The following is a 21,671-nucleotide window of genomic DNA, read 5'->3' as shown; positions in this document are numbered from 1 at the left end:
CCTTTCATCGAACCGACCTTTTGCCCATGACCGCTTTCTCTTCAACCTCCTCGCTGCCCGGCACGCACGATCCGGATCTTGCCGCGCTCGTCGCCCGTCTCGCGGCGCCCGATGCATCCGTGCGTCGCATCGCGCTGCTCGAGCTTGCCGATCTCGATGAATCCGATCTGGTGCCGTCATTCGTTGCGGCGCTACGCGACGACCCGTCGGCCGACGTACGCAGCGAGGCTGCGCGCGTGCTCGGCGCATGGGAGCAGCCCGACGTCGTCGACGCGCTGTGCCGCGCCTTGCTCGATCCGGACGATGGCGTGCGCGCGACCGCCGCGCAGAGCCTGTCCGAACTGAAGGACGCGGCATCGGCCGCCGTGCTGTGCGGCTGGGCCGACCGGCCCGAGCCATTCGTGCGCAGCGCCGCGCTGCGCGGGCTGCGCGAGTTGCGCGACCCCGACGCATTCGCGCCCGCGCTGCGCGCACTCGACGCCGACACAGCGGCCGTGCGCGCCGAGGCGGTCGCCCTGCTCGGCTGGCTCAAGGACGTGCGCGCCCTGCCACCGCTCGCACGCATCGCGACGGCCGACGTCGATGCGGACGTGCGGCGCGTTGCGGTCGGCGCTATCGGGTTCGCGGCACCCGGCGACACGGCCGTCGTCACCGCATTGCGCGCGGCACTGCGCGACACTGCATGGCAGGTCCGCGAGGAAGCGGCCGCGACGCTCGGCAAGCTGCGCGTCGCGGCCGCGCGCGAACCGCTCGTTGCCGCGCTCGACGACGACTACTGGCAAGTGCGCCTGCGTGCCACGCGCGCGCTCGGGCAGCTATGCGATGCTGCCGCGGCGCCGGCCGTTGTCGCGCTGCTCTCGCATGCGATCAGCAATCTGCGCAAGGAAGCCGCGCTTGCACTCGGCGAATTGCGCGACCGCGCGACGCTGCCGGCGCTGCACGACGCACTGGAGGATCGCGACCCCGAGGTGCGCAAGGCGGTGCGGATCGCGATCGGACAGATCGAGCAATTCGGGGAGAGGCAATGACGCCGCCGATCGAAATCGCGCTCGATCATACGGCCCATGCGTTGACATTGCGCTGGCCGGGCGGCGTCATGCATCGCATCGGTTACGCACAATTGCGCAGTGACTGCCCATGTGCCGCATGTCGAAAGATCCGGCTCGACGGGAACGTTGTCGACGCGATGCCGAACCTCACACTGGATGGCGTGGAGCCGGCCGGTTACGGCATCCGCCTGCTGTTCGGCGACGGTCATGCGCGCGGCATCTACCCGTGGCCGTATCTGGTGGAACTCGGCAAGCGCGAGACGGATGCAAACATCGCGGCGCATTGCATGCGCACATCCGGCGATCTCGCAGGCTGACCATCGGCGGCCGCCGTTGCATCGGGCACAGCGTGCCTCGATGCGCGCCGCCGGCATGCGCCCGAAAACGCTGCGATACTGACGACCGCACGCTGCACTTCCCCTTCCACAGGAGCAAGGACATGCAAACGGCAGTCGGATTCATCGGCCTCGGCGTGATGGGCACGCCGATGGCACTCAACCTCGCGCGGGCCGGCACGCCGCTCGTCGTGTGGAGCCGGTCGAACGGCAATGACGATGCGCTGCGCGACGCCGGCGCGCGCGTCGCCGAACACGTCGACGACGTGTTCGCTTCCTGCCGCACCGTGATCCTGATGCTCGCGAACGACGCGGCGATCGACGCCGTCCTCGCACGCGGCACGCCCGGCTTCGCCGCCCGTGTCGGCGGGCACACCATCGTGAACATGGGCACGAACGCACCCGAGTATTCGCGTGTACTGGCCGATGAAATCGCTGCCGCGTCGGGCCGTTACGTCGAAGCGCCCGTGTCGGGGTCGCGCAAGCCGGCCGAAACCGGTCAACTCGTCGTGATGCTCGCCGGCGCGCCGGACGACGTCGATACCGTCCGCGCGCTCGTGAAGCCGCTATGCCGCGACAGCTTCGTGTGCGGCGATGTCCCGTCGGCGCTGACGATGAAGCTCGCCGTCAACCTGTTCCTGATCACGATGGTCACCGGCCTGACCGAGGCCACGCATTTCGCGCAGCGCCAAGGCATCGATCTCGCGCGCTTCGCCGACGTGCTGAACGCCGGCCCGATGGCGAGCGACGTGTCGCGCGTGAAACTCGGCAAGCTCGTCGCGGCGGATTTCGCGGTGCAGGCCGCGATCACCGACGTGCTGAAGAATGCGCGCCTCGTCGCCGAATCCGCGCGCAGCGCCGGCATCGCGTCGCCGCTGCTCGACATCTGCCATGCGCTTTACGGCGAAACCGAACAGGCCGGATACGGATCGTCTGACATGGTCGCGGTGATCCACGCGATCGAGCAGCGCACCGGAGACGCACGATGAGTCACCCGCACGCACACGCACACGCGTTCTCGCGCACCGGCGCATAGGCGCAGCCATGTCCGGATCGTCACGCTCCGCGATCGGCGCTACCACGTCCGTACGCCCCGTTCCCGCCGTGATCGGCATCGTGCTGCGCGAACGCGACGTGCTGCTCGTGCGCCGCGCGAATCCGCCCGATGCGGGCTGCTGGGGGTTCCCCGGCGGCAAGATCGAACCGGGCGAGCCGATCGCGGACGCGGTCGTTCGCGAGATCGCCGAAGAGACGACCGTCGACGTCGAAGCGCTGGACGCCTTTACGGCGCTCGATGCGTTCGATTACGATGCTGACGGCGACGTACGTCAGCATTTCATCATGGTCGCGGTGCTGTGCCGATGGTTGCACGGTACGCCTGCCGCCGGCGATGACGCGCTCGATGCGCGCTGGTTCGGCGTCGACGAACTTGATCGCAACGACTTGCCGATGAGTGCGGGTGTGCGCGACGTCGCGCGACGGGCGATCGAACGGGCCGCAGCCCTTGGCGACGCGCAGCGTCCAATCGCTACTTGAATTTCCGCCGTCTTTCCCGCGTCCGGTGCGGGCAGCCCGATCAGGGCCATGACGGTGTCGGCTACCCGCCGATCTCCGAACCACAACACGTCAAACCATGATCAGAATTCGCAAGTCTACCGAGGCCGACGGCACACGCGTACTCGACATCTGGCGCGGCGCAGTCGATGCAACGCACCACTTCCTGAGCGACGACGACCGTCGTGAAATCGAATCCGAAGTCGTGACATTTCTGCCCGGCGCGCCGCTCGATCTCGCTGTCGATGATGACGATCGCGCGATCGGCTTCATGCTGCTCGACGGCAGTCACATGGAAGCGCTGTTCGTCGATCCCGCTCACCATGGCGCGGGTGTCGGGCGGCTGCTTGTCGAAGCAGCGCTCAGGCGTCATCCCGACCTGTCGACCGACGTCAACGAGCAAAACGAAGCGGCGGCGGGATTCTATGAACGGCTCGGATTCGAGCGCTGCGGGCGATCGGCGCTCGATGGACAGGGGCGGGCTTATCCGCTGATTCATCTGCGCTATCGTGCTGTCCAGCCGTCCTCACAGGAACCCGCGTAACCTCGAGGCGCGCGATATCGGGCTGCAGCTCACGCCGTACGCATATCGACACGCGAACGCGGCCGGTTGATACCGAATCCGCTCTACGCACGCGTCACGCGCACCGAAGAGCACCCGCGTCGCGCGTGACGCGTCATGCGCGACGCATCGGCAGCACACGTTCGGCGATCGCGAAGGCGCGCTGCATGAAACCGTTGAACCGGTCGGCATCGCGCCGCAGCCCGGCCTGTTGCCCACCGATCAGGCACAAATGCACGGCCTGCCCGACGATCTCGGCCTCGCCCGACGTGCGCACCAGCCGGCGCGACGTGTCGATCGCAAACGCGAGCCGCGCCGCATCGACGCGCTGCTGGAATTCCGCGACCAGCGGATCGTGCAGCGCCCACGCGCGGATCGCGATTTCACGCCCGGGCCGCTTCTCGGCCGCAATGCGCAGATAGCGCGCCAGCGTGTCGCCGGCACCGCGGCCACCCGCCGCATACGCAAGCATACGCGCGGTGTAGTCGTCCTCCCACGCAGTCAGCAGCGTCCTGACGAAGTCCTCGCGATTGCGGAAGTGGTGATAGAACGATCCGCGGGTCACGTTCAGCCGTCGTGCGAGGCTCTCGGCTGAAATGCCCGCATACCCTTCCCCGTCGAGGGCGTCGAAGCCCGCTGCAATCCAGTCGTTTCGCGTCAGTGTGCTCATCGTCATCGCCATACAGGCTGTGTATGGTGCCGCATGGACAGATAGGCTGCGAACTCTATCACGGCCGCCGCCGCTTCCGGCATCGCGCCACTACGCATGGAGTCCGCCTTGAAATACATCGCGCTCGTCGCATTCGACCGGTTCACCGACATCGACCTGTTCCTGATGTGGGACATTCTTGGCCGCAACAACAGGGACTGGCGCGTCCGGATTCTGGGCGCACAGCCGGTGCTGCATTCCGCACATGGCCTGGCCATCCCGACACACGGCCCGCTCGCCGACACCCATCGCGCCGACGCGGTCCTCTTTTCGAGCGGCAAGGAAGGCGTACCGGCCGCGCTCGCCCATCCGGATTTCCTGCCGTCGTTCGATCTCGATCCCGAACGGCAGCTTGTCGGGTCGATCTGCGCCGGCGCCTTCATTCTTGAACGGCTCGGGCTGCTGCCCCAGCGCCGCGCCACGACGCATCCCGAAGCGCGGAAGGGTTTGCAGGCACTCGAGCTGCAAGTGATGGACCAGCCGCTGGTGTGCCACGGCAACGTCGCGAGCGCGGGCGGATGCCTTGCATCGCTCTATCTGACGGGATGGCTGGTGGAATCGATGTTCGACGCGGACAAGCGGCGCGAGACGCTGCTGCCCTTGCTGCCTGCCGGGCAGCAAGAGATTTACGAAGATCTGATCGAGTTCAGCATCAGGCAGGGTGCAGGACAAGCCACGGGCCCGATCCGGATGGTTGAAAGTGGCAGCGGGCTTGCGGCATGACGCACGGATCAATGGGCTGCCGTTAGTCGGAGGCCTGCACCCTGTTGCATCGTCGTGCGTCCTGCCGAGCCAACGGCGGATCGGGTCGAACTAGCGGGCTGTCCGGATCGTCGATCGGGTCGGCGTGCGCCGCATGGACGGTCGTTTCTCGGGCTGAACGAGCCTGTCGCAGGCCTGAAGATGCTAACCTCTCGGCCACTCTGAACGACACCGCGTGAAGCAACAGGATTCGACCATGCAAACCGTTGCGGTACTGGACTTCGAAACAACCGGACTTTCGCCGAATCTGGGCGACCGTGCGACCGAAATCGCCGTCATCCTGCTCCGGGACGGACAAGTCGTCGACCGTTTCCAGAGCCTGATGAATGCAGGCAGACGCATACCGTCGGACGTCGTCGCGCTGACCGGCATCACGAACGAAATGATTGCATCGGCTCCCCCGGCGGCGAAAGTCATGAAGGAAGCGGCGGCGTTCGTCGGCAAGCATGCGGTCGTCGCCCACAACGCCGGTTTCGACAAGCGGTTCTGGCAGGCAGAACTCGGGCTTCTCGGCATGTCGGCCGAGCATGCCTTTGCCTGCACGATGCTCGTCGCGCGACGCATTTACCCGGACGCGCTGAGTCATCGCCTGTCGAGCCTGGCAGACATGCTGCGGTTGCCGAAATCGGGACGTGCGCACCGGGCGATGGTCGATGCCGAGATGGCCAGCCATCTGTGGTGCCGGCTGCAGCAGGACATTGCGCGGACTTATGGACTGGATCGTATCGATCACGCGCTCATGACACGTGTCCAGGCAACGGCGAAGGCGAACGTGCCAACATACCTGCGTTCGCTCGTGGGCTCGCCCGCATGAGAAACCGAGGCGCGATGGCTCTGACTTGCGCAATCCATTAACGAAAACCGGCTTGGCAACCTGCCAAGCCGTTTTCTTGTCTGACCTGCCCCCGGTTTTAAAACCGGGGGCAGTCAACTAATACAAGGAAACGGCAGGACGGCCATTTTGTGGCCGCCCACGACGCTGACTCACTGAGTCGCGACTTATTTTTCGTACTATGCAAGGCCGATAAGGAGCACTTTGAGGGTACCTCCGTGGCTGAGGTCTCCCAGATAGGCCACGACCTTCCGCTTCTGCCCAAGCGCCGTGAGCGCGTTTCCAATCTGGATCAGCAACGCCGTGTTCGAGGCATTCACTTCAAACGAATTCCCCCCCTCGTTATTGAGCATGAAAGGAAGAGTATCCTGCTTGTCCCAATAGCCCAGCTGGATTGACTCAACCTCTACGCGTTTCAAATCGTCCGCCTTCTCCGCGAACCTTTGAATTTCGCTGAATTTTTCGTTCGACATGACAATTTCTCCTGCTGTGAGTTGAAAAACCGAAAGCCGGGGTTGTATAGCCCGAATCTGGCTTGCGCGAGTCACGCATCGATAACGTTCATCACAATCTCCGTGGCGGCTTGGGCCAGCCATCCGCGAAGAGCCCCTGCCGGGAAGAAATTAGGCTGAGCGCGCAGAGCAATCAATTACGCTCGATTACAATCGCGGCGAAATTGGGGGTAGCAGCACGTCGTTTAACGACTTCTCCGTCAAGCGGCCTCGCTACGCAACACGCGGACGCTGTTTCAACCCGCGCCTTTTGCGCTTCAACTGGTTGCAGGTAACGATTGGGTACGGCATGGTGCAGTCGATGAGCGGAGCCGCTGGTTGAACGAGAGCAGAAATAAAGGCACCCGCGACGCCTCATGGCGCACGAATGTTCTCGGTGTGTTCTTGTCGATGAAACACGAAATCCGCTCGATGCTCCAACCGGGCGATGGCGCCAGCCAGGCCAAAAACGAAAAAAGCCCGCTGTGACGCGGGCTTGGATGTCTTCTGCTGCCAGGTCGTACCGGTCCGTGCCGGACGTCCAATTACTCCCACTCGATCGTCGCCGGCGGCTTCCCCGAGATGTCGTACACCACACGGTTGATCCCGCGCACCTCGTTGATGATCCGGTTCGACGCGCGGCCGAGCAGCGCGTACGGCAGGTGCGCCCAGTGTGCGGTCATGAAGTCGGTGGTCTGCACCGCGCGCAGCGACGTCACGTAGTCGTACGTACGGCCATCGCCCATCACGCCGACCGACTTCACCGGCAGGAACACCGCGAACGCCTGGCTCGTCAGGTCGTACCAGCTCTTGCCGACATCGGCTTCGCCGCACAGGCCGGCCGCCGCATCCTGCGCGGTCGCGGTCGTGTTGCGCAGCTCCTCGATGAAGATCGCGTCCGCGCGGCGCAGCAGGTCCGCGTATTCGCGCTTCACTTCGCCGAGAATCCGCACGCCGAGGCCCGGGCCCGGGAACGGATGACGGTACACCATCTCCGCCGGCAGGCCGAGCGCGACGCCCAGCTCGCGCACTTCGTCCTTGAACAGGTCGCGCAGCGGCTCGAGCAGCTTCAGGCCGAGCGTTTCCGGCAGGCCGCCGACGTTGTGATGGCTCTTGATCGTCGTCGCCTTCTTCGTCTTCGTGCCGCCCGATTCGACCACATCCGGATAGATCGTGCCCTGCGCGAGCCACTTCGCCTTCGACAGCTTCTTCGCCTCGGCCTGGAACACCTCGACGAATTCGCGACCGATGATCTTGCGCTTCGCTTCCGGATCGGTCACGCCGGTCAGGTGGCCGAGGAACTGGTCGGCTGCGTCGACGTGCACGACCTTCGCGTGCAGACGGCCCTCGAACATGTCGAGCACCATCTTGCCTTCGTTCAGGCGCAGCAGGCCGTGGTCGACGAACACGCAGGTGAGCTGATCGCCGATTGCGCGATGGATCAGCGCGGCCGCGACGCTCGAATCGACGCCGCCCGACAGGCCAAGAATCACTTCCTCGTCGCCCACCTGCTCGCGAATCTTCGCGACGGCTTCCTCGATGTGGTTACGCATGATCCAGTCGGGCTTCGCGCCGGCGATCTGCAGCACGAAACGCTCGATGATCTGGCGGCCCTTCACCGTGTGCGTGACTTCCGGGTGGAACTGCACCGCGTAGTAGCCGCGCGCCTCGTCGGCCATGCCGGCGATCGGGCAGCTCGGCGTCGACGCCATCAGCGCGAAGCCCGGCGGCAGCTCGGCAACCTTGTCGCCGTGGCTCATCCAGACCTTCAGCATCCCGTGGCCTTCGGCCGTCGTGAAATCCTCGATGCCGTCGAGCAGGCGCGTATGGCCGTGCGCGCGCATTTCCGCATAGCCGAATTCGCGATGGTCGCTCCACTCGACCTTGCCGCCGAGCTGCACGGCCATCGTCTGCATGCCGTAGCAGATGCCGAGCACCGGCACGCCGAGATCCCATACGGCCTGCGGCGCGCGCAGTTGATGGTCTTCGTACGTGCTCGCATGGCTGCCCGACAGGATCACCGCCTTCGGTGCGAACTCGCGGACGAACTCGTCGGACACATCGTTCGGATGGATTTCGCAGTAGACGTGCGCTTCACGCACACGCCGTGCGATCAGTTGGGTGACTTGCGAACCGAAGTCGAGAATCAGGATTTTGTCGTGCATGGCTGCGGACGGGATGAAGAGAATAAGAAAAGCAGCGCGTCATGCGCTGCGTCAATAGCATGGACAGCGGCGTCGGGCGGCAGGCGGCACGCGCGACGCATGGCCGGTCAATCCTGCATCGGCGGGCGCTCGTCGAGTGCGACGCCGCCTGACGATTGGCTGGATGCGGCCGACGACGGCGCCGTGGGCGCCGCGGGGCGGCTGACGACGGGTTCGACACGCTGCGGTGCGGGCGAAGACGCCGGCGCCATCGCCGGCTGTGCCGGTGCGCGCGCGTCGAGCGCCTGCGCTTTCTCGCGCCGGCGCACGGCCGATGCGAGCCGCACGCCGCCGAGGCCGAGCACGATCAGCGCGACCCCGGCCACGGCCGACAGCACCCTGCCGGCGGCCGCGAGCGCGGGACCGCTGCCGGTGCCGATCGACCAGACGATCGTCAGTACGCCGGTCAGCCAGTACACGTGGCCGACCGACCGCGCGACGGGCGCGGTGAGATCGCCGTTGAACGCCGCATGAAACGCGAGCCACGCGAGCCCGAGCAACGCGATGCCGAACGCCTGGCCGAGCATCGCCGGCTGGACGTTCGCAAGCTGCAGCGCATTGAAGAGCGACTGCCAGGGCGTCAGCACGAACAGCACGCCGAACGCCAGCAGCAGCACGGCATCGATGATCAGCACGGCTCGCAGCAGCGGTTTCATCGGCGCTCAGTCCACGTGGTAGTTCGGCGCTTCCTTCGTGATCTGCACGTCGTGCACGTGCGACTCGCGCATGCCCGCTGCGGTGATCTGGACGAATTCGGCCTTGTCGTGCAGCTCGTCGATCGTCCGGCAGCCGCAATAGCCCATGCTGGCGCGCACGCCGCCGACCAGCTGGAACAGGATCGCGTTGACCGAGCCCTTGTACGCGACACGGCCTTCGATGCCTTCCGGCACGAGCTTGTCGATGTTCGCCGAGTTGTCCTGGAAGTAGCGGTCTGCCGCGCCGTCCTTCATCGCGCCGACCGAACCCATGCCGCGGTACGACTTGTACTGGCGGCCCTGGTACAGGAACACGTCGCCCGGCGATTCTTCGGTGCCCGCGAACATGCTGCCCATCATCACCGCATTCGCGCCGGCTGCGAGGGCCTTCGACACGTCGCCCGAGAAGCGCACGCCGCCGTCGGCGATGCACGGCACGCCGGTGCCCTTCAGCGCTTCCGAGACGTTCGCGATCGCGCTGATCTGCGGCACGCCGACACCCGCGACGATCCGCGTCGTGCAGATCGAGCCGGGGCCGATACCGACCTTGACCGCGTCCGCGCCGTATTCGACGAGCGCCTTCGCGGCGGCGGCCGTCGCGATGTTGCCGCCGATCACTTCGACGTGCGGGAAGTTCTGCTTGACCCAGCGGACGCGCTCGAGCACGCCCTTGCTGTGGCCGTGCGCGGTATCGACGACGATCACGTCGACGCCGGCCTGCACCAGCAGCTCGACGCGCTCTTCGTTGTCGGGACCGACGCCGACCGCCGCGCCTGCGCGCAGCTTGCCGTGTTCGTCCTTGCACGCGTCCGGGTGCTCGGTCTGCTTCGTGATGTCCTTGACGGTCATCAGGCCGCGCAGTTCGAATGCATCGTTGACGACCAGCACGCGCTCGAGGCGGTGGCTGTGCATCAGCGCCTTCGCTTCGGCGAGCGGCGTGCCTTCCTTGACCGTGACGAGGCGCTCGCGCGGCGTCATGATCGACTTGACCGGCTCGTCGAGGCGCGTTTCGAAACGCAGGTCGCGGTTCGTGACGATGCCGACGAGCTGCGGGCCTTCGACGACCGGGAAACCCGAGATGCCATGCTGGCGCGACAGCGCGATCACGTCGCGCACCTTCATTTGCGGCGGCACCGTGATCGGATCGCGGACGACGCCCGACTCGAAACGCTTGACCTTCGCGACCTCGCGGGCCTGTTCGGCCGGCGTGAGGTTCTTGTGGACGATACCGACGCCACCCTGCTGCGCCATCGCGATCGCGAGACGGCCTTCGGTGACCGTGTCCATGGCGGCGGACACGAGCGGCATGTTCAGGGAGATGTTGCGGGTCAGCTTGGTCTTGAGGCTGGTGTCGCGCGGGAGAACGTCAGAGAAGGCGGGAACGAGGAGCACGTCATCGAAAGTGAGTGCTTTTTGGATCAGACGCATGGCAAATCCTATGGGCGCAAAAGCGAATTATACGCGAAGCGCTGCGAATTTTCACAACACGAACAACGGCTTAGCCGTTTTCATGCGTTCGGGGGCCGAATCGTTCGGATCGCCGTTCGGTTCGTTTTCGATCGCCTTTCGTTTCACCGCTGCATCGGGCCATTCGCGCAACGGGCTGCGCTGCGGCAACTGCGCCGGCCGCGGCCGGGCTGCACGACAGCGGCGGCCGCGGTCGCCCGCGGCCCGGCAACATGCCGAATCGGCTCGCCTCCCCGGTCTTACACCAGCCCGGCCGTGCGCGCGATCATCGCGATGCCGCCCCCGATCGCGACGCCGCCGACGATCCGCACAACACGCTCGCCGGCCGGCGCGAGGCGCTCGGCGGCGATCGCGACCGTGACGGCAGCCATCACGCGCAGATCCATCATGCCGGCCGCCAGCGCGACCGCCATCAGGTTCCCGCAACAGGCGCCGCAGCGCATCGCGGCTTGCACGCCGTGGCGCCATGCCGCGCCGGCATCCGCACGCGACCGGTGCGCGTCCGCCGCCGCGTGCCTGCAGCACGCCAGCCGGCGCAGCTTCCACGCCGAGAACTGCAGCACGCCCGCGGCCGACACGACCGCGCCGGCCGCGAACGGCATCGCGCGGGCGAGCGCCGGCAGCCGTGCCGCGGCGGCCGTCAGCGCGCCGCCGAGCGGAAACGCCATCGCGCCAAATGCCATCCATACCGCGAAGTACCCGGCGCCCGCGACGACGAGCAGCCAGGTCGAGCGCGCCGCGGTCAGCGGGCCGACGCGCTGCCGGTATCGCCAGAGGGGCGGTGCCAGTACGGGCAGCATCATCGTCACCGTCATCGCGCCCCACATGCCGGCGAACGCCGCGAACGCGCGACCGGCGCCCCATCCGCATGGCCGCAGCCACGCCGACGAGAGCGTCCAGCCGCCGGGCATCGGTTCGCCGCCCATCGCGTCCATCGACGCGTGCTGCGCCAGTGTCGCCATCGCGGCGGCGGCGAACACGGCAACGAGCGCCGCGCCGAATGCCCGCCGATCGCGGCCCGTATCGCCGGTTGCCGGCCGTGTCATCGCACGCTCCCGCCCGTCGCCGGCCCGCGCTCAACCGCGCGCGTACTCGTCGTGGCGGCGCCACCACGGGCCCGCCTCGTTGCGCCCGCGCGGCGCACGATCGAGCCACTGGTACATCCCCCACAACCCGTCGAGCCCGCGCGCATAGGTCGAGTACGTGTGATAGACGGCGCCGTCCTCGCGCACGAACGCGCTCATCCCCGGCCGGTCGAGCGAATACGTGACCGCGTCGGTGCCGCACGTCGCCGCGAACTGCACGACGGGCGCCGGCGGCGGATCCATGTCCATCGCGTGTCCCGCCCGCGCGTAGTTGTATTCGACGTCGCCCGCGCGCTGCTGCGTTTCGGTGAACGACACGTTGAAGTCGAAGTTGAAATCGCTGCCGACCGACGACGCCCACGGGAAGGTCCACCCCATCCGCTGCCGGTACGCGAGCAGCTTTGCAAGCGGCGCGCGCGACACGGCCGCGAGCGTCACGTCGTGGTTCGCCAGGTGCACGGCAAAACCGTCGAAGCCGTCCGCGAGCGCCGAGCACGACGGGCAGCCGGCCTTGTAGTCGGGACCGAACATGAAGTGATAGACGAGCAGTTGCGAACGGCCGCGAAACAGGTCGTCGAGCGTCGCCTGCCCGTCTTCCGTGTCGAACCGGTAGGTCTTGTCGACGCGCACCCACGGCAGTGCCTGGCGCCGCCGCGCGAGTTCGTCGCTTTGCCGCGTCAGCGCCTTTTCCGCCTCGAGCAGCGCCCTGCGCTCGGCCAGCCATTCGTCGCGCGTTCCGGTGAGATGGGTCGTCATTGCGGGCTCCTCCTTCCGATGGGTATCCGGGCACGGCGTACGGTGCCGTGTGCGTGGTGCTAGATTAGTGCTCGGCATCGGGCCGGAGGGAGTGACAAGTGTGTCGGGATTCGGATGGATTCGCTGATTACCGCGGCCGCGCGTGCGCTCGCGGCCGGTGACGCGCTCGGCGCGCTGAACCGCGTCGCACTGCGCGACGACGCCCCAGCGCTCGCGCTGCGCGGCATCGCGATGGCACAGCTCGGCGATTTCGAACGCGCACGGGCACTCGTGCGCGGTGCCGCACGCGCTTTCGGCGCGAAGGAGGCCGTGGCGCGGGCACGCTGCGTCGTCGCGGAAGCCGAGATCGCGCTCGCGTCGCGCGACCTCCGCTGGCCGACGCGCGCGCTCGATGCCGCGTGCGCGACGCTCGACGCACACGGCGACCGCACGAACGCCGCGCATGCGCGCTATCTCGGCGTGCGCCGGCTGCTGCTGATCGGTCGCATCGACGACGCCGAACGGCTGCTCGCGCATCTCGATCCCGCGCCGCTGCCGGCCGCGTCACGCGCCGCCCATGAGCTGATCGCGGCCGGCATCGCGATGCGCCGCATCCGCACGCACGCGGCCCGTGCGGCGCTCGCCCGTGCGCGGGCGGCCGCCCGCGACGCCGGCATCGCCGCGCTGACGGCCGAGGTCGACACCGCAGCGCGCGTGCTCGATGCGCCGGCCGCGCGACTCATCGCGCGCGGCACGTCACGGCTCGTGCAGCTCGACGAAGTCGAGACGCTGTTCGCGTCGAATGCGCTCGTCGTCGATGCGTGCCGCCACACGGTGCGCGATGCGCGCACGTCCGTGTCGCTCGCGCGCCGCCCAGTGTTGTTCGTGCTCGCCCGTGCGCTTGGCGAGGCATGGCCGGCCGACGTGTCGAGAAACGCGCTCGTGGCTGCCGCGTTCCGCGCGAAACATGCGGACGAATCGCATCGCGCACGCCTGCGCGTCGAGATCGGCCGGCTGCGTGCGGTGTTGCGGCCGCTCGCGAACGTCACCGCGACACAGCGCGGCTTCGCGCTCGAACCGCTCGGCGTGCGCGAGACCGTCGTACTCGCGCGCCCGGTCGACGATCGCCACGCGGCCGTGCTCGCGCTCCTCGCCGACGGCGAAGCGTGGTCGAGCTCCGCACTGGCGCTCGCACTCGGTGCAAGCCAGCGCACCGTGCAGCGCGCGCTCGACGCGCTCGCCGAAGCGGACAAGGTGCAGGCGTTCGGCCGCGGCCGCGCGCGGCGCTGGACGACGCCGCCGCTGCCCGGATTCGCGACGACCTTGTTACTCCCTGCCGCGCTGCCGGGAGATTAGGATGGCCTCACCGAACGACGAGGTGACGAACATGAAACGCTCAAATGCAGAGATCATTCGCGAGTACGGCCCGTTTCCGGGCGTCGACGGCGTGCACGGCGTCACGTTCGACGGGCAGCACGTGTGGTACGCGTCCGGCGACAAGCTGAATGCGCTCGATCCGGAACGCGGCACGACCGTCCGCTCGCTCGACATCGCCGCGCATGCGGGCACGGCGTTCGACGGCCGCCACCTGTTCCAGATCGTCGAGGACCGCATCGAGAAGATCGATCCGGAATCGGGCCGCGTGCTCGCGACGATCCCCGCACCCGGCGGCGGCGCCGACTCGGGGCTCGCGTGGGCCGAAGGCACGCTGTGGGTCGGCCAGTACCGCGAACGCAAGATTCATCAGATCGACCCGGAATCGGGCGCCGTGCTGCGCACGATCGAATCGAACCGCTTCGTCACCGGCGTGACGTGGGTCGACGGCGAGCTGTGGCACGGCACCTGGGAAGCCGACCAGAGCGAGTTGCGGCACATCGATCCGCTTACGGGACAAGTGCTCGAGCAGGTCGACATGCCGACCGGCGTCGGCGTGTCGGGGCTCGAATCCGACGGCCACGACCGCTTCTACTGCGGCGGCGGCAACAGCGGCAAGCTGCGCGCCGTGCGGCGCCCGGCGCGAACGCGGGCGTCGGGCGACGGCGCCGGTGCGACGCCCGATCCTGCCGACGGCTGATTCGACCGGCGGCCGATCCGCACCATGCCGCGGCCGCGAACCCTCGATAATCAGGAACGGATCGCGGCCGCTTCGTCGCGCGGCACGTCGGCGCCCCGCCATGCCCCGAGTGCAGGAATAAACAAGACGCCGCCGAGCCGGCGTCGCTAAGATGCGCGCTCGTCAGTCATGTGTTCGGAGCGGTCGATGCAGCGCGGTGTGGTCTATGGTGTCCTGGCAGGTGCCCTGTGGGGCATGGTGTTTCTCGTTCCGCGGCTGCTGACCGACTTCTCGCCGCTGCTGCTGAGCGCCGGCCGCTACGCGATGTACGGCCTCGTGTCGCTCGCGGCCGCACTGCCGGCCGCCCGCTCGCTGCTCGCGCGGCTGACCCGCGAAGATCTCGTCGCGCTCGTGAAGCTCGCCGTCGTCGGCAACGTCGCGTACTACATGCTGCTGTCCGGCGCCGTGCACCTGATCGGCATCGCGCCCAGTTCGCTGATCGTCGGCGTATTGCCCGTCACCGTCACGCTCGCGGGCCTCGGCGACCACGGCGCCGTGCCGCTGCGGCGGCTTGCCGTCCCGCTCGCGCTGGTGATCGCGGGTATCGTCTGCATCAACGTCGACCTGTTCACGTCCGAGGCCGCGCACGCGACGACGCTCGGCCAGAAGCTCGCGGGCATTGCTTGCGCGGCCGGTGCGCTCGCGAGCTGGACCTGGTACGCAGTCGCGAACGCACGCTATCTGCAGCGCCATCATCATTTCGGCGGCAACGAATGGTCGGTGCTGTGGGGCGTCGTGACCGGCCTGATCGGCGGACTCTGCTGGATCGCAATCCTCGCGGTGCCGGCCGGCACGGTGCAGGCGGCCGTCCCCGCGTCGCGCTGGGAGTTGTTCTGGCTGCTGAATCTCGTGCTCGCAATCGGCGCGTCGTGGCTCGGCAACGGACTGTGGAATGCCGCGTCGAAGCGGTTGCCGCTCACGCTGTCGGGCCAGTTGATCGTGTTCGAAACCGTGTTCGCGATGCTTTATGCGTTCGTCTACGATCAGCGCATGCCGCACGCGCTCGAGATCGCCGCGCTGGTGTTGCTGCTCGCAGGCGTGTACGGCTCCGTGCGACAGCACGGCGACACGCCCGCCGGCGGCAATACGCCGGGCAGCGCGTCGGCCAACGCGAACGTCGCGGCCCACTGAGCGCCGCGGCGTTTGATCAGACGAATGGGGATGGAAGGAGCGGAACCGCGCGCGTCAGCGCGCGTCCTTGTGCATCCACTTGCGGCCCTCGATGGAGCCGGCGCGGCGGGACTTGTCGACGCGCCGCTGGCGCGCCAGCTTCGGATCGACGATCAGCGGGCGGTAGATCTCGACGCGGTCGTGGTCGACGAGCGGCGCATTGAGCGGTGCGAGCTTGCCGTGCACGCCCGTCTTCGCTTGCGCGAGGTCGATCTCCGGGTGCAGCGCGAGCACGCCGCTCGCGTCGATCGCCGAGCGAACGGTCGCCCCTTCGGGCAGCGACACCGGAATCAGCGTCTGGCGGTCCGGCAGCGCATAGCAGACTTCGATCGACAGCATCGCGTCACCCCTTCCCGTAGCGCTGGTCCGCGCGCTTCACGAACGAATCGACAAACGTGTTCGCAATGTGGCTGAACACCGGCCCGATGATCTTCTCGAGCAGGATGCTCGAGAACTCGTAGTGCAGCGCGAATTCGATCTTGCACGCATCGGCGCGCAGCGCGGTGAAGCGCCACGAGCCAGTGAACTTCTTGAACGGGCCGTCCGTGAACTCCATGTCGATCCGCGTCGGGCGCTGCTGCGTGTTGCGCGTCGCGAAATGCTGCTTGATGCCCTTGAAGTTGATATCGATGCGCGCTTCCATCCCGCTGTCGTCCTGACGGCGAATCTCGACGCCGCCGCACCAGGGCAGGAAATTGGGGTAGTCGGCCACGTCGGTGACGAGGTCGAACATCTGTTCCGCCGAATGACGGATCAATACGGTTTTCTGGACATCTGCCATAAATCGCGCGGCATCGCTGAAGGTAGGAACGCAAGCCGGGCGATTCTCGCCCCGCTTTGCTAAAATCGTGATTTTAAACGAGTTGGCCCGATCCTTTCATGAGCATCATCGACAACAGGAAAGCGCACTTCGATTATCACATCGAGGAGCGCTACGAGGCGGGGCTCGTGCTGGAGGGCTGGGAAGTCAAGGCGCTGCGCGCCGGGCGCGGCCAGATCAAGGAAGGCTACGTCGTGGTGAAGAACGCCGAGATCTTCCTGATCGGTACCCATATCAGCCCGCTGCCCGAAGCCTCGACGCACATCAACCCCGACCCGGTTCGCACGCGCAAGCTGCTGCTACACCGTGAGGAAATCAAGAAACTGATCGGCAAGGTCGAGCAGCGCGGCTACACGCTCGTGCCGCTGAACTTCCACTACAAGGGCGGCCGCGTGAAGTGCGACATTGCGCTTGCAAAGGGGAAGAAGCTGCACGACAAGCGCGAAACCGAGAAGAAGCGCGACTGGGAACGCGAGAAGGCACGCATCATGCGCGCCGGCACCTGACGCGCGCGACGCGCATCGCAAACGACACGGCCCGCTCGAAGCGGGCCGTGTCGTTTTGAACTGCATGAATCGTCGATACCAATCGACGGGCGGAGCCTGCCGGCAGGATTCCACACACAACGCTGCTTGTTTCGGCTGAAGATACGCGCCGGCGGTACCCCTCAAGCTTCACCCGAACCGGCCCGGCTGCGCGACGATTCGCCGCATGCCGACCGCGCGGCAACCGCCTGCGCATCGGGCAATTCCGGCTCAGCCCTTCCCGCCCGCGGCCGGCGACGCGCTTTTGACGATCGTCAGCGCCGACGCGATCGCGGAGCCGAGATCCGACAGGTTCGACGGCACGATCAGCGTGTTGCCCTGCTTCGCGAGATTCGCGAACGCGCCGACATACTGCTCGGCGACCTTCAGGTTCACCGCGTCCATCCCGCCCTGCGACTGCATCGCGTTCGCGATCTTCTGGATCGCCTGCGCGTTCGCCTCGGCCACGGCAAGGATCGCGGCGGCCTCGCCCTGCGCCTGGTTGATCGCGGCCTGCCGCTCGCCTTCGGACTTCTGGATCGCCGCTTCGCGCGCACCCGACGCGAGGTTGATCTGTTCCTGCTTGCGGCCCTCGGATGCGGCGATCAGCGCGCGCTTTTCGCGCTCCGCGGTGATCTGCGCCTGCATCGCGTGCAGGATTTCCTTCGGCGGCGTCAGGTCCTTGATCTCGTAGCGCAGCACCTTCACGCCCCAGTTCGCAGCGGCCTCGTCAAGCGCCGACACGATGCTGTGGTTGATGAAGTCGCGCTCCTCGAAAGTCTTGTCGAGCTCCAGCTTGCCGATCACCGAGCGCAGCATCGTCTGCGACAGCTGCGTGATCGCGAGCACGAAGTTGCTCGACCCGTACGACGCCTTCATCGGGTCCATCACCTGGAAATACAGCACGCCGTCGACCTGAAGCTGCGTGTTGTCGCGCGTGATGCAGATCTGGCTCGGCACGTCGAGCGGAATTTCCTTCAGCACGTGGCGATACGCAATGCGATCGACGAACGGCAGCACGATATTGAGACCGGGCGACAGCGTCGCGTGATAGCGACCGAAGCGCTCGAGCACCCACGCATGCTGCTGCGGCACGATCTTCACCGTCTTCGACACGATCACGATCGCGATGACGAGCAGGACAACCCAGATGATCAGCGAATCCATGAAGCGTTCCCTCCTTGTTATATCAGTGGACGATCAGCCCGCGGGTTTCGCGACGACCACGAGACAGTTGCCGCGCACGGCGCTCACCTGATACACGTGCGCATCGTCGCGTTCGCCGTTCGCGAGTTCGACGTCCCAGTCGGCGCCGCGATACTGCACGCGCGCGCGGCCGTCACGCCACGCATCGACCGTGACGGTCGCGCCGATATCGAGATTGACGTCGGGATTCGTCGACGTGTCGCGCTTCTGCTTGCGGCCGAGCCCCGAACGGCGCAGCGCGATCATCGCGACGATCGCGACCACGGCCGCCGCGCCGAACTGCACGTGCGGCGCGAACCCGGCCAGCTGCAGCAACCCGCCCGCGATAAAGCCGAGCGCGATCATCAGCAGATAGAACGTGCCCGTCAGCAACTCGGCCACGACCAGCACGCCCACTGCGCCCCACCAGAACAGATGCCCCGACATCATTGTGGTCTCCAGAAAACGCCCCCACGCTCACTTCGTTCACTGCCCCCCGAGGGGGCGGTCGGCACGCTTGGGGCGGCCCGGCGCGTCCCGACAAACAAAAACACCCCGGCGCCTACCGGGGTGTTTATAGCATGAACCTTGCATTTTGCCTTCAACGAAAGCACGGCGGTGCCGCCCTTTCGCCGAAGGGACGTTACCGGCCGTTACTTCCGGTTGGCCAGCGCCTGCCACGTTTCGATGATCGTGTCCGGGTTCAGCGAGATCGACACGATGCCTTCGTCGGTCAGCCATTGCGCGAAGTCCGGATGATCGGACGGGCCCTGGCCGCAGATGCCGACGTACTTGCCCATCCTGAGGCAGGTATCGATCGCGCGCTTCAGCAGGAACTTGACGGCCGGGTCGCGTTCGTCGAAGTCGACTGCCAGCAGTTCCATGCCCGAGTCGCGGTCGAGGCCGAGCGTGAGCTGCGTGAGGTCGTTCGAGCCGATCGAGAAACCGTCGAAGTGCTCCAGGAACTCTTCGGCGAGGATCGCATTGGTCGGGACTTCGCACATCATCACGAGGCGCAGGCCGTTTTCGCCGCGCTTCAGGCCGAACTTCTCGAGCAGGCCGACAACACGCTCCGCCTGCTTCACGGTACGCACGAACGGCACCATGATCTCGACGTTGGTCAGGCCCATCTCGTCGCGCACGCGCTTCAGTGCTCGGCACTCCATCTCGAACGCCGGCGCGAAGTCTTCGGCGATGTAGCGCGACGCGCCGCGGAAGCCCAGCATCGGGTTTTCCTCGTCCGGCTCGTAGCGCGAACCGCCGATCAGCTTCTTGTACTCGTTCGACTTGAAGTCGGACAGACGCACGATCACGGGCTTCGGATAGAACGCAGCGGCGATCGTCGCGACACCTTCCGTCAGCTTGTCGACGTAGAACTGACGCGGCGACGCGTGACCGCGCGCGACGCTCTCGACGGCCTTCTTCAGGTCCTGGTCGATGTTCGGGTACTCGAGAATCGCCTTCGGATGTACGCCGATGTTGTTGTTGATGATGAACTCGAGACGCGCGAGCCCCACACCGGCGTTCGGCAGTTGCGAGAAGTCGAACGCGAGTTGCGGGTTGCCGACGTTCATCATGATCTTGACCGGGATTTCCGGCAGTTCGCCGCGCTGCACTTCCGTGACTTCCGTCTCGAGCAGGCCGTCGTAGATCTTGCCTTCGTCGCCTTCCGCGCACGACACGGTGACGAGCGCGCCGTCCTTCAGCACGTCGGTTGCGTCGCCGCAGCCGACGACCGCCGGCACGCCGAGCTCACGCGCGATGATCGCCGCGTGGCAGGTCCGGCCGCCACGGTTCGTGACGATCGCGGCTGCACGCTTCATCACCGGCTCCCAGTTCGGGTCGGTCATGTCGGCAACCAGCACGTCGCCCGGCTGCACGCGTTCCATTTCCGACGGATCCTGGATCACGCGCACGGGGCCCGCGCCGATCTTCTGGCCGATCGCGCGGCCCGTCGCGAGAACCTGCGACTGGCCCTTCAGCTTGAAGCGCTGCTCGGCCTTGCCGGTCGCCTGGCTCTTCACCGTTTCCGGGCGAGCCTGCAGGATGAAGATCTTGCCGTCGCGGCCGTCCTTGCCCCACTCGATGTCCATCGGACGCTGGTAGTGCTTCTCGATGATGACCGCGTACTTCGCCAGCTCGATCACGTCCTCGTCGGTGATCGAGTAGCGGTTGCGCTGCTCGTGCGACACGTCGACCGTCTTCACGCGGCCCGGCTCGCCCGGCTGCGTGAATTCCATCTTGATCAGCTTCGAGCCGATCGAGCGGCGGATGATCGGGTACTTGTCCTGCGCGAGCGTCGTCTTGAACACATAGAACTCGTCCGGGTTCACCGCGCCCTGCACGACGGTTTCGCCCAGGCCATAGCTCGACGTGATGAACACGGCGTCCTTGAAGCCCGATTCGGTGTCGATCGTGAACATCACGCCGGCGGCGCCGACGTCCGAGCGAACCATGCGCTGCACGCCGGCCGACAGGGCGACCTCGGCGTGCGTGAAGCCCTTGTGCACGCGGTACGAGATCGCGCGGTCGTTATACAACGACGCGAACACGTGCTTCATGCGGTCGAGCACGTCCTCGATGCCGACGACGTTCAGGTACGACTCCTGCTGGCCGGCGAACGATGCGTCGGGCAGGTCTTCCGCGGTCGCGGACGAACGCACGGCGAACGACAGCTCGCCCGGCGAGCCGTTCTTCAGGACTTCGAACTGCGCGCGGATTTCCTGCTCGAGGCGCGCCTGCATCGGCGCGTCGACGATCCACTTGCGGATTTCGGCACCGGCTTCGGCGAGCGCCTTCACGTCGTCGATGTCGAGCGACTCGAGACGCTTGGCGATGCGATCGGTAAGGTCGTTGTGCGTGAGGAAATCGCGGAACGCAAGCGCGGTCGTGGCGAAACCGGTGGGTACGCGAACGCCTGCTTCGGAAAGCTGGCTGATCATTTCGCCGAGCGACGCATTCTTGCCGCCGACGATCTCCACATCGGTCATCCTCAACTGCTCGAACGGAATTACATACGCCTGGTCCTTTGCGACGTTTGCTGCGTTAGTCATACAAGCCCCTAAGTGTGAAAAAAATGCTCGATTGCGCAAGTGGGCTCGGACGCGGGCGCTTGCAAAAAGGCGCGGCGCGTCTTGCGCAACCTGTTAGATAAACAATCGCAGCGGCGGCAAATCTTCCGACCCGATTTGCAAAAATCCCGGCAGAAGGGCGATATTTGCAGACAAATCGCCAAACTTGCCGGGAATTTTTGAATCGAGCGGCCAAGCCACGGGCGCCGTTCGCACCCTGCCCCCACAATTGCTTATCCAACAGGTTGCCGCTATTCTACCGTGCCGGCTGCCGGATGTGGCGCGACCTTGTCACTGCGTCTGGAGGC

General features: G+C 66.5%; 24 protein-coding genes. 12 read left to right on the top strand and 12 right to left on the bottom strand.

The window, feature by feature from the left end:
* Positions 1-26 precede the first annotated feature (26 nt).
* From JYG32_RS02825 to JYG32_RS02805, 5 genes are all read left to right on the top strand, one after another.
* Positions 27-1,028, top strand: a complete 1,002-nt coding sequence (locus JYG32_RS02825; protein WP_213264573.1) for a HEAT repeat domain-containing protein — start codon at positions 27-29, stop codon at positions 1,026-1,028.
* Entirely contained in the window at positions 1,025-1,366 is a 342-nt protein-coding gene (locus JYG32_RS02820) for a gamma-butyrobetaine hydroxylase-like domain-containing protein (RefSeq protein WP_213264572.1), read from the top strand. The genes JYG32_RS02825 and JYG32_RS02820 overlap by 4 nt, the downstream gene beginning before the upstream one ends.
* Before the next feature lie 122 nt (positions 1,367-1,488).
* Positions 1,489-2,373, top strand: a complete 885-nt coding sequence (locus JYG32_RS02815) for an NAD(P)-dependent oxidoreductase (protein ID WP_213264571.1) — start codon at positions 1,489-1,491, stop codon at positions 2,371-2,373.
* A 55-nt stretch (positions 2,374-2,428) separates the two neighbouring features.
* A complete protein-coding gene (locus JYG32_RS02810; RefSeq protein WP_213264570.1) occupies positions 2,429-2,920 on the top strand; it encodes an NUDIX hydrolase in 492 nt (163 codons plus the stop codon).
* 97 nt (positions 2,921-3,017) lie between these two features.
* The gene (locus tag JYG32_RS02805) at positions 3,018-3,482 is read left to right on the top strand and encodes an acetyltransferase (protein ID WP_213264569.1); all 465 of its coding nucleotides are present in this window, start codon (positions 3,018-3,020) and stop codon (positions 3,480-3,482) included.
* A 133-nt stretch (positions 3,483-3,615) separates the two neighbouring features.
* Here JYG32_RS02805 and JYG32_RS02800 read toward each other — a convergent pair whose 3' ends face one another.
* A complete protein-coding gene (locus JYG32_RS02800; protein ID WP_249744572.1) occupies positions 3,616-4,170 on the bottom strand; it encodes a TetR/AcrR family transcriptional regulator in 555 nt (184 codons plus the stop codon).
* A 96-nt stretch (positions 4,171-4,266) separates the two neighbouring features.
* Between JYG32_RS02800 and JYG32_RS02795 the strand changes: the two genes are divergently transcribed.
* Positions 4,267-4,932 carry a DJ-1/PfpI family protein gene (locus JYG32_RS02795; protein WP_213264567.1) on the top strand — a complete coding sequence of 222 codons (666 nt, stop codon included), beginning with the start codon at positions 4,267-4,269 and terminating at the stop codon, positions 4,930-4,932.
* 235 nt (positions 4,933-5,167) lie between these two features.
* The gene (locus tag JYG32_RS02790) at positions 5,168-5,785 is read left to right on the top strand and encodes a 3'-5' exonuclease (RefSeq protein WP_213265365.1); all 618 of its coding nucleotides are present in this window, start codon (positions 5,168-5,170) and stop codon (positions 5,783-5,785) included.
* 197 nt (positions 5,786-5,982) lie between these two features.
* Here JYG32_RS02790 and JYG32_RS02785 read toward each other — a convergent pair whose 3' ends face one another.
* Positions 5,983-6,276 (bottom strand): hypothetical protein, encoded by a 294-nt coding sequence (locus tag JYG32_RS02785; RefSeq protein ID WP_213264566.1) that lies wholly within the window; start codon positions 6,274-6,276, stop codon positions 5,983-5,985.
* 357 nt (positions 6,277-6,633) lie between these two features.
* Here JYG32_RS02785 and JYG32_RS02780 point away from each other — a divergent pair, with 357 nt between their 5' ends.
* Positions 6,634-6,783 carry a hypothetical protein gene (locus tag JYG32_RS02780; RefSeq protein WP_213264565.1) on the top strand — a complete coding sequence of 50 codons (150 nt, stop codon included), beginning with the start codon at positions 6,634-6,636 and terminating at the stop codon, positions 6,781-6,783.
* Between the two features lie 56 nt (positions 6,784-6,839).
* Here JYG32_RS02780 and guaA read toward each other — a convergent pair whose 3' ends face one another.
* From guaA to JYG32_RS02755, 5 genes are all read right to left on the bottom strand, one after another.
* On the bottom strand, positions 6,840-8,459 hold the full coding sequence (gene guaA, locus JYG32_RS02775) for a glutamine-hydrolyzing GMP synthase (RefSeq protein WP_174383908.1): 1,620 nt from the start codon (positions 8,457-8,459) through the stop codon (positions 6,840-6,842).
* Between the two features lie 107 nt (positions 8,460-8,566).
* Entirely contained in the window at positions 8,567-9,154 is a 588-nt protein-coding gene (locus JYG32_RS02770; RefSeq protein ID WP_213264564.1) for a hypothetical protein, read from the bottom strand.
* A 6-nt stretch (positions 9,155-9,160) separates the two neighbouring features.
* Positions 9,161-10,621 carry an IMP dehydrogenase gene (gene guaB, locus JYG32_RS02765; RefSeq protein WP_213264563.1) on the bottom strand — a complete coding sequence of 487 codons (1,461 nt, stop codon included), beginning with the start codon at positions 10,619-10,621 and terminating at the stop codon, positions 9,161-9,163.
* Between the two features lie 278 nt (positions 10,622-10,899).
* Entirely contained in the window at positions 10,900-11,706 is an 807-nt protein-coding gene (locus tag JYG32_RS02760) for a DUF2182 domain-containing protein (RefSeq protein ID WP_213264562.1), read from the bottom strand.
* A gap of 30 nt (positions 11,707-11,736) precedes the next feature.
* Complete coding sequence (locus JYG32_RS02755; protein WP_213264561.1) at positions 11,737-12,501, bottom strand: DUF899 domain-containing protein; 765 nt, start codon at positions 12,499-12,501, stop codon at positions 11,737-11,739.
* 114 nt (positions 12,502-12,615) lie between these two features.
* Here JYG32_RS02755 and JYG32_RS02750 point away from each other — a divergent pair, with 114 nt between their 5' ends.
* From JYG32_RS02750 to JYG32_RS02740, 3 genes are all read left to right on the top strand, one after another.
* A complete protein-coding gene (locus tag JYG32_RS02750) occupies positions 12,616-13,836 on the top strand; it encodes a helix-turn-helix domain-containing protein (RefSeq protein WP_213264560.1) in 1,221 nt (406 codons plus the stop codon).
* 31 nt (positions 13,837-13,867) lie between these two features.
* A complete protein-coding gene (locus JYG32_RS02745) occupies positions 13,868-14,554 on the top strand; it encodes a Vgb family protein (RefSeq protein WP_213264559.1) in 687 nt (228 codons plus the stop codon).
* Between the two features lie 186 nt (positions 14,555-14,740).
* Positions 14,741-15,724 (top strand): DMT family transporter, encoded by a 984-nt coding sequence (locus tag JYG32_RS02740; RefSeq protein ID WP_213264558.1) that lies wholly within the window; start codon positions 14,741-14,743, stop codon positions 15,722-15,724.
* Positions 15,725-15,778: 54 nt separating this feature from the next.
* Here JYG32_RS02740 and JYG32_RS02735 read toward each other — a convergent pair whose 3' ends face one another.
* Both JYG32_RS02735 and JYG32_RS02730 read right to left on the bottom strand, forming a co-directional pair.
* On the bottom strand, positions 15,779-16,102 hold the full coding sequence (locus JYG32_RS02735; protein ID WP_213264557.1) for an RnfH family protein: 324 nt from the start codon (positions 16,100-16,102) through the stop codon (positions 15,779-15,781).
* Between the two features lie 4 nt (positions 16,103-16,106).
* Positions 16,107-16,544: a type II toxin-antitoxin system RatA family toxin gene (locus JYG32_RS02730; RefSeq protein ID WP_034181130.1), complete on the bottom strand. Its 438-nt coding sequence runs from the start codon at positions 16,542-16,544 to the stop codon at positions 16,107-16,109.
* Between the two features lie 98 nt (positions 16,545-16,642).
* On the opposite strand from JYG32_RS02730, the gene smpB reads away from it, so the two are divergent.
* On the top strand, positions 16,643-17,089 hold the full coding sequence (smpB, locus tag JYG32_RS02725) for an SsrA-binding protein SmpB (protein WP_047900992.1): 447 nt from the start codon (positions 16,643-16,645) through the stop codon (positions 17,087-17,089).
* Positions 17,090-17,338: 249 nt separating this feature from the next.
* Here smpB and JYG32_RS02720 read toward each other — a convergent pair whose 3' ends face one another.
* The 3 genes from JYG32_RS02720 to ppsA all read right to left on the bottom strand — a co-directional run bounded on the left by JYG32_RS02720 (position 17,339) and on the right by ppsA (position 21,345).
* Positions 17,339-18,274: an SPFH domain-containing protein gene (locus tag JYG32_RS02720; protein ID WP_174382381.1), complete on the bottom strand. Its 936-nt coding sequence runs from the start codon at positions 18,272-18,274 to the stop codon at positions 17,339-17,341.
* 33 nt (positions 18,275-18,307) lie between these two features.
* Entirely contained in the window at positions 18,308-18,742 is a 435-nt protein-coding gene (locus JYG32_RS02715; RefSeq protein WP_213264556.1) for an NfeD family protein, read from the bottom strand.
* Positions 18,743-18,945: 203 nt separating this feature from the next.
* Positions 18,946-21,345, bottom strand: a complete 2,400-nt coding sequence (ppsA, locus tag JYG32_RS02710; RefSeq protein WP_174382383.1) for a phosphoenolpyruvate synthase — start codon at positions 21,343-21,345, stop codon at positions 18,946-18,948.
* Positions 21,346-21,671: the final 326 nt, after the last annotated feature.

It is taken from the genome of Burkholderia pyrrocinia (assembly GCF_018417535.1).
Classification (GTDB): domain Bacteria; phylum Pseudomonadota; class Gammaproteobacteria; order Burkholderiales; family Burkholderiaceae; genus Burkholderia; species Burkholderia pyrrocinia_E.
Note: the sequence above shows the minus strand (reverse complement) of the source record. Positions and strands in the feature narration are given on the sequence as shown.

Excerpts from the sequence above, each read along its gene's own strand:
- JYG32_RS02740 (WP_213264558.1), top strand. The coding sequence starts at position 14,741 with ATGCAGCGCGGTGTGGTCTATGGTGTCCTGGCAGGTGCCCTGTGGGGC.
- JYG32_RS02790 (WP_213265365.1), top strand. The coding sequence starts at position 5,168 with ATGCAAACCGTTGCGGTACTGGACTTCGAAACAACCGGACTTTCGCCG.
- JYG32_RS02820 (WP_213264572.1), top strand. The coding sequence starts at position 1,025 with ATGACGCCGCCGATCGAAATCGCGCTCGATCATACGGCCCATGCGTTG.
- JYG32_RS02800 (WP_249744572.1), bottom strand. The coding sequence starts at position 4,170 with ATGAGCACACTGACGCGAAACGACTGGATTGCAGCGGGCTTCGACGCC.
- JYG32_RS02735 (WP_213264557.1), bottom strand. The coding sequence starts at position 16,102 with ATGCTGTCGATCGAAGTCTGCTATGCGCTGCCGGACCGCCAGACGCTG.
- ppsA (WP_174382383.1), bottom strand. The coding sequence starts at position 21,345 with ATGACTAACGCAGCAAACGTCGCAAAGGACCAGGCGTATGTAATTCCG.
- guaB (WP_213264563.1), bottom strand. The coding sequence starts at position 10,621 with ATGCGTCTGATCCAAAAAGCACTCACTTTCGATGACGTGCTCCTCGTT.
- JYG32_RS02795 (WP_213264567.1), top strand. The coding sequence starts at position 4,267 with ATGGAGTCCGCCTTGAAATACATCGCGCTCGTCGCATTCGACCGGTTC.
- JYG32_RS02760 (WP_213264562.1), bottom strand. The coding sequence starts at position 11,706 with ATGACACGGCCGGCAACCGGCGATACGGGCCGCGATCGGCGGGCATTC.
- JYG32_RS02745 (WP_213264559.1), top strand. The coding sequence starts at position 13,868 with ATGAAACGCTCAAATGCAGAGATCATTCGCGAGTACGGCCCGTTTCCG.
- guaA (WP_174383908.1), bottom strand. The coding sequence starts at position 8,459 with ATGCACGACAAAATCCTGATTCTCGACTTCGGTTCGCAAGTCACCCAA.
- JYG32_RS02770 (WP_213264564.1), bottom strand. The coding sequence starts at position 9,154 with ATGAAACCGCTGCTGCGAGCCGTGCTGATCATCGATGCCGTGCTGCTG.
- JYG32_RS02810 (WP_213264570.1), top strand. The coding sequence starts at position 2,429 with ATGTCCGGATCGTCACGCTCCGCGATCGGCGCTACCACGTCCGTACGC.
- JYG32_RS02720 (WP_174382381.1), bottom strand. The coding sequence starts at position 18,274 with ATGGATTCGCTGATCATCTGGGTTGTCCTGCTCGTCATCGCGATCGTG.
- JYG32_RS02755 (WP_213264561.1), bottom strand. The coding sequence starts at position 12,501 with ATGACGACCCATCTCACCGGAACGCGCGACGAATGGCTGGCCGAGCGC.
- JYG32_RS02815 (WP_213264571.1), top strand. The coding sequence starts at position 1,489 with ATGCAAACGGCAGTCGGATTCATCGGCCTCGGCGTGATGGGCACGCCG.
- JYG32_RS02785 (WP_213264566.1), bottom strand. The coding sequence starts at position 6,276 with ATGTCGAACGAAAAATTCAGCGAAATTCAAAGGTTCGCGGAGAAGGCG.
- smpB (WP_047900992.1), top strand. The coding sequence starts at position 16,643 with ATGAGCATCATCGACAACAGGAAAGCGCACTTCGATTATCACATCGAG.
- JYG32_RS02715 (WP_213264556.1), bottom strand. The coding sequence starts at position 18,742 with ATGATGTCGGGGCATCTGTTCTGGTGGGGCGCAGTGGGCGTGCTGGTC.
- JYG32_RS02805 (WP_213264569.1), top strand. The coding sequence starts at position 3,018 with ATGATCAGAATTCGCAAGTCTACCGAGGCCGACGGCACACGCGTACTC.
- JYG32_RS02825 (WP_213264573.1), top strand. The coding sequence starts at position 27 with ATGACCGCTTTCTCTTCAACCTCCTCGCTGCCCGGCACGCACGATCCG.
- JYG32_RS02730 (WP_034181130.1), bottom strand. The coding sequence starts at position 16,544 with ATGGCAGATGTCCAGAAAACCGTATTGATCCGTCATTCGGCGGAACAG.
- JYG32_RS02750 (WP_213264560.1), top strand. The coding sequence starts at position 12,616 with ATGGATTCGCTGATTACCGCGGCCGCGCGTGCGCTCGCGGCCGGTGAC.